This window comes from Bacillota bacterium (genome assembly GCA_023511835.1).
Lineage (GTDB): Bacteria > Bacillota > Sulfobacillia > JAIMAT01 > JAIMAT01 > JAIMAT01.
Genome location: JAIMAT010000110.1, coordinates 1 through 5,383, shown reverse-complemented (window position 1 = coordinate 5,383; position 5,383 = coordinate 1). Strand labels below are relative to the sequence as shown.

Below are 5,383 nucleotides of genomic sequence, written 5' to 3'. Positions count from 1 at the left end.
GCCTGGACGCTCCTGGCGCTCGTCGGGAGCGCGGCGTTGGCGCTGCTTCCCCCGGGGCCGGCGGCGCGGGCCGCTACGGCGCCGGTACCGCCCCGCATCGAGGCGCCGTCGGCCGTCCTGATGGACGCCGACTCGGGTGCCATCCTCTACGAGAAGAATCCCCACCAGCGTCGTCCCCCCGCCAGCGTTACCAAGCTGATGACCCTCGACCTGGTCCTCCGGGCGCTGGACTCGGGGCAGATCCACCTGGACGAGCCGGTGACCGCCAGCGCCTACGCGGCCAGCTGGGGCGGCTCGAACCTCTACATGTACGAGGGCGAGCAGTTGTCGGTGCGCGACCTGCTCTACGCGGTGGCGGTGGCCTCGGCGAACGACGCCGCCGTCGCCCTGGCCGAGAAGGTGGGCGGCAGCTACGAGAACTTCGTGCGCATGATGAACGACGAGGCTCGCCGCCTGGGCATGCGCGACACCCGCTACGCCAACGTCCACGGCCTGCCGGGAAGCGAGCCGCACTACACCTCGGCCTATGACCAGGCGCTTCTAGCGCGCCACATCCTGGCCGCCCACCCCTCCGTCACCCGGTACACGCGCACCTGGGAGTACTGGGTGCGGAAGGGGCGCAAGAACCAGATCTGGCTGACCAACACCAACCGCGGCGTGATCGAGTATCCGGGGATGGACGGCCTGAAGACCGGCTGGACCAGCGAGGCCGGCTTCTGCCTGGTGGCCACCGCCGAGCGGGACGGGCAGAGGCTGATCGCGGTGGTCATGGGCGCGCCCACGGCCGAGGAACGGAACCGCGAGATCTACCGGCTGCTGGACTACGGCTTCAACAGCTTCCGCACGGTGGCCGTGGCCCGCCAGGGGGAGACGCTGGCTCGGGTGCCGGTCGACCGCGGCGGGGCGCCGGCGGTGCCGGTCGCCAGCGCGCGCGACGTGGTCCTGACGCTGCCGCGGACGGAGCAGGCGCCGGTGCGGCACGAGCTCCGCCTGCCGCCGCGCCTGCGCGCGCCGGTGCGCCGGGGGCAGCCGGTGGGGCGGCTGGAGCTCTTCCTGGGGAAGCGGCGGGTCGAGGAGGTCCCGCTCCTGGCGGCAGGCGACGTGCCCGCGCTGGGCCTCTGGCCCAGTCTGCGCCTCAACTGGAGCCGCCTCTGGCCCTGAACCCGGGCGGCCGCCCCCGTTCCCACGCGCCGCCGTTCCCTCGTCGAGACGCGGCGAGGCAGGGCGAAGGCCGTCGCGTCCCGTGCCGGCCCGCGCCCGCCGCCGGCCCGCCGCGCCAGGAAAGGCCCCCTTCCCCGCCGAAAGGAGGTGGGGAGGGGGCTTGGTCCGCCGATGGAGATCCGCGAGAGCTTCGACGGCCGCCAGGTGATCCTCTACCTGGAGGGAGAGATGGACCTGCACACGGCTCCCCTCTTCCGGGAACGGCTGGAGGCAGTGGTGGCGCGCTACGGGGTGAGCCGGGTGCTGGTCGACCTCTCAGGCGTCGCCTTCATCGACTCCAGCGGCCTGGGGGCGCTGCTCGGGCGGCACCGCGCGTTGCGCGAGCGGGGGGGAGGGCTCCGGCTGACCGTGCCGGAGGGACGACTCCGCTCCATCCTGGAGCTGGCCGGCCTGACGCGGGCGCTGGAGGTGCTGGAGGCGCCGCCGGTGGCGCCCGGCGACGGGGTGCGGGGCGGTGTCTGAGAGGAACCGCTTCGTCCTGGAGATGCCCGCGCTGCCGGAGAACGTGGGCCTGGCCCGGCTGGTGGTGGCGGGTTTCGCCGCGCAGCTGCCCTTCAGTGTCAGCGACGTCGAGGAGCTGAAGGTGGCCGTCTCCGAGGCGGTGACCAACGTCGTCCTGCACGCCTACGCCGGCACGGAGGTGGCGGAGGAGGAGCGCCTCCTCCAGGTGCGCGGCCTCCTCTACGAGGACCGGGTGGAGGTGGAGGTGGTCGACTGGGGGCGCGGCATCGAGGACGTCGCCCGCGCCCGCGAACCGGCCTTCACCACCGCCGCCGACCGCATGGGGCTGGGCTTCGCCTTCATGGAGTCCTTCGCCGACCAGGTGGAGGTGGACTCCCGCCCCGGGCAGGGGACCCGCGTCCGGCTGGTCAAGCGGCTCGAGGCGGAGGCGAGCCGCCCGGCCGGGGCGACCGGCACGGCGGGGTGAGCGGGCCGTGGCCCGGTGGGAGGCCGCCCGCCCCGGCGGCGCGGGCGCGGGCGGTCCCGGGGCGGAGGAGGAGCGCCGCGACCTCTTCCGGCGCCTGCGCGCGGGCGACCGCGCGGCGCGGGAGCGTCTGGTGGAGCTCAACCTGCCGCTGGTGCGGAGCCTGGTGGAGCGCCTGCCCGCGTCGCGCGAGGAGCGGGAGGACCTCCTCCAGGCCGGCGTGATCGGGCTGCTCAAGGCCATCGACGGCTTCGACCCCGAGCGCGGCACGCGCTTCTCCACCTACGCCGTCCCCGCCATCCTGGGCGAGCTGCGCGCCTACCTGCGCTCCACGGCGGCGCTCCACGTCTCGCGCGACCTGCGCGAGCTGGGCCGGCGGGCCCGCCTCCTGGAGGCGGAGCTGGCCCAGGCCCAGGGCCGCAGCCCCGGCGTCGAGGAGCTGGCCGCCCGTCTCGGCGTCGACCGCGAGCGCCTGGTGGAGGCGCTCGCAGCCCGCGAAGGGGTCCGCTCGCTGGACGCGCCGCCCGAGGGCGACGAGGCGGCGGGCGCTGCCCTGGGCGCCCGCCTGGGCGGCGAGGCGCGCGAGCCCGCCTGGCTGGAGGGCGTCGATCTGCGGCGGGCGCTGGAGCGGCTTGAGCCGCGCGAACGCCTTCTCCTTCATCTCCGCTTCTTCCTCGACATGACCCAGCAGCAGGTGGCCGAGCGCCTCGGCCTCAGCCAGGTCCACGTCTCGCGCCTGGAGCGGCGCGCGCTCCGCCGCCTGCGCGAGATGCTGGCGCCCTAGCGCCGCCGCGCGGCACGCCCGCCTCCCGGCGCTCCAACGGCCGGGCGGGCGCCCCGCCGGGCCGCAAGAGTCCGGGGACCGGCGGCCATACTACCTGCCGGGTGAGACCGGTGCCGGTGGGAGGGGCCAGCCGGGGCGCCGGCCGCGGCCGGCGCACGCTTCTTGCGGCGCTGCTGGCGGCCGCGCTCGCCGTCGCCGCGACGGCCTGGCACACCCTTCATCCCGCCCGGACCCGGCCCGACCACGCGGGGGCCGTCCTGGCGCGGGCGGCGCCCGCGACGACGAGGGAGGTGGAGGCCGTGGCCGTCGTCAAGATCATCGAGCTGGTGGGCGAGTCGCCCAACAGCTGGCAGGAAGCGGTCCAGAACGCCATCCAGGAGGCCGCCAAGACGGTCGACCACATCACCGGCGTGGAGGTGCTCAACGCCACCGCCAACGTCCGCGACAACCGCCTGACGGAGTACAAGGCCAACGTCAAGGTGGCCTTCGTGGTCGACTCCAACCGCCGGGGAGGCGCCTGAGCGTGGAGGCGACGGAGGTCGACCGCCTCCGCTTCGAGGCGGTGCGCAAGCGCCACGCGCCGCCGCGGCCGGTCCCGGCCAACGCGGCGCGGGCCTTCCTGGTGGGCGGGCTGATCTGCCTCCTGGGCGAGGCCGTCCGCCAGGGCTTCATCGCCTGGCTGCGACTCTCACCGGAGGCGGCGGCGACGCCGGCCACGGCCGTCATGATCGCGCTGGGCGCCATCCTCACCGGGCTGGGCCTCTGGGACCGCGTCGCCCGCTTCGGCGGCATGGGCGCCAGCCTGCCCGTCACCGGCTTCGCCAACGCCATGGTGGCGCCGGCCATGGAGTACAAGCGCGACGGCTGGATCTTCGGCGTCGGCGGGCGCCTCTTCCAGCTGGCCGGGCCGGTGCTGCTCTACGGGCTCCTGACGGCGGTGGTGGCCGGGACCGCCTACTACATCCTGTATGCGCCGCGCTGAAGGGCCCGGGAGAGCGGGGAGGGAGCGTCGTTGCAGGTTGCGGAGCGGCGAGTGGGCGGCTTCACCCTGGCCTTCCGCACCCCCGTCGCCATCGAGGCGGCCGCCTCGGTGGCCGGCCCGGTGGAGGGCCGGGGGCCGCTGGCCAGCTACTTCGACCGTGTCGTCGAGGACAAACTCTTCGGCCACCCCACCTGGGAGAGCGCCGAGGCGGCCTTTCTGCGTCAGGCCGTCGACCTGGCCTTGCAGAAGCGCGGGCTGAAGGGCGAGGACCTGGACTATCTGGTGGCGGGCGACCTGATCAACCAGCTGGGCGCCTCCTCCTTCGCGGCCCGCGCCGTCGACCGCCCCTTCCTGGGGCTCTTCGGCGCCTGTGCCACCTGGGCGGAGGCGCTGACCGTGGGGGCCTTGCTCATCGACGGCGGCTACGCGCGGCGCGTCGGCGTCGCCGTCTCCAGCCACCACGAGGCGGCCGAACGCCAGTTCCGCTACCCCGTCGAGTTCGGCTACCAGCGCCCGGCCACCGCCACCTGGACGGCCACCGGCGCGGCGGCCGCCCTGCTGGCGGCCGGGGGGGAGGGTCCGCGCCTGACCATGGCCACCGTGGGCCGCGTCATCGACATGGGCGTCAAGGATCCCTTCGACCTGGGCGCAGCCATGGCGGCGGCGGCGGCCGACACCATCGTCCACCACCTGCGGGACGCGGGCCGCAGCCCGCAGGACTACGACCTGATCGCCACCGGCGACCTGGGCAGCTACGGGCTGCCGATCACCGCCGACCTGGTGCGCGAGGCGGGATACGACCTGGGCGAGACGGCCGCCGACTGCGGCGTCCTCCTCTACGAGCGGGCGCAGGGGGTGGGCGCCGGCGGCTCGGGCACGGCCTGCTCGGGGCTGGTGACGGCCGGCTACCTCTACCGGGAGATGCTGGCGGGCAACCTGCGCAGCCTCTTGCTGGTCTCCACGGGGGCGCTCTTCAGCCCCACCAGCTACCACCAGGGCGAGTCCATCCCCTGCGTGGCGCACGCGGTCTCGATCGAATGGGGGGCGGGTGCGGCATGACCTATCTGTGGGCCTTCCTGGTGGGGGGCGCGCTCTCGGCGCTGGCCCAGCTGGTGGTGGATGTGGGCGGCATGACGCCGGCGCAGACGCTGGTCGGCTTCGTGGTGCTGGGCGGCGTGGCCAGCCTGCTCGGACTCTACACGCCCCTGGTCCGCCTGGCCGGGGCGGGGGCCACGGTGCCGCTGACCGGCTTCGGGCACGTGCTGGTACAGGGCACCATCGCCGACATCGCGCGCAACGGCTGGCTGGGCATCTTCAGCGGCGGCCTGGAGGCGGCGGCCGTGGGCGTCACCGTCGCCATCGCCTTCAGCTACCTGGTCGCCCTGTTGGCGCAACCCAAGGCCTGAGCGCGACGGCCGGAAGAGGGGGGTGGACGGCGTGGCCGCCGGCTCGGGGGGGACCGGCACGCCGG

At 75.0% G+C, this 5,383-nt stretch carries 8 protein-coding genes; all 8 read left to right on the top strand.

The genetic code is table 11. From position 1 onward, the window contains the following. Positions 1-1,161, top strand: a 1,161-nt coding sequence (locus tag K6U79_10820; GenBank protein MCL6522843.1) for a D-alanyl-D-alanine carboxypeptidase, incomplete at its 5' end; no start/stop codon positions are given. Between the two features lie 171 nt (positions 1,162-1,332). Continuing rightward, the gene (locus K6U79_10815) at positions 1,333-1,683 is read left to right on the top strand and encodes an STAS domain-containing protein (GenBank protein ID MCL6522842.1); all 351 of its coding nucleotides are present in this window, start codon (positions 1,333-1,335) and stop codon (positions 1,681-1,683) included. Further along, on the top strand, positions 1,676-2,149 hold the full coding sequence (gene spoIIAB / locus K6U79_10810) for an anti-sigma F factor (protein ID MCL6522841.1): 474 nt from the start codon (positions 1,676-1,678) through the stop codon (positions 2,147-2,149). Before K6U79_10815 ends, spoIIAB begins: the two co-directional genes overlap by 8 nt. A gap of 7 nt (positions 2,150-2,156) precedes the next feature. Then, the gene (locus K6U79_10805; GenBank protein ID MCL6522840.1) at positions 2,157-2,930 is read left to right on the top strand and encodes a sigma-70 family RNA polymerase sigma factor; all 774 of its coding nucleotides are present in this window, start codon (positions 2,157-2,159) and stop codon (positions 2,928-2,930) included. Between the two features lie 299 nt (positions 2,931-3,229). Further along, positions 3,230-3,451 (top strand): dodecin family protein, encoded by a 222-nt coding sequence (locus K6U79_10800; GenBank protein ID MCL6522839.1) that lies wholly within the window; start codon positions 3,230-3,232, stop codon positions 3,449-3,451. 41 nt (positions 3,452-3,492) lie between these two features. Continuing rightward, a complete protein-coding gene (locus K6U79_10795) occupies positions 3,493-3,912 on the top strand; it encodes a SpoVA/SpoVAEb family sporulation membrane protein (protein MCL6522838.1) in 420 nt (139 codons plus the stop codon). Positions 3,913-3,942: 30 nt separating this feature from the next. After that, positions 3,943-4,971 carry a stage V sporulation protein AD gene (spoVAD, locus tag K6U79_10790; GenBank protein ID MCL6522837.1) on the top strand — a complete coding sequence of 343 codons (1,029 nt, stop codon included), beginning with the start codon at positions 3,943-3,945 and terminating at the stop codon, positions 4,969-4,971. Then, positions 4,968-5,318 carry a SpoVA/SpoVAEb family sporulation membrane protein gene (locus K6U79_10785; GenBank protein ID MCL6522836.1) on the top strand — a complete coding sequence of 117 codons (351 nt, stop codon included), beginning with the start codon at positions 4,968-4,970 and terminating at the stop codon, positions 5,316-5,318. The genes spoVAD and K6U79_10785 overlap by 4 nt, the downstream gene beginning before the upstream one ends. The last annotated feature ends 65 nt before the right edge of the window (positions 5,319-5,383 follow it).

Excerpts from the sequence above, each read along its gene's own strand:
- K6U79_10785 (MCL6522836.1), top strand. The coding sequence starts at position 4,968 with ATGACCTATCTGTGGGCCTTCCTGGTGGGGGGCGCGCTCTCGGCGCTG.
- K6U79_10815 (MCL6522842.1), top strand. The coding sequence starts at position 1,333 with ATGGAGATCCGCGAGAGCTTCGACGGCCGCCAGGTGATCCTCTACCTG.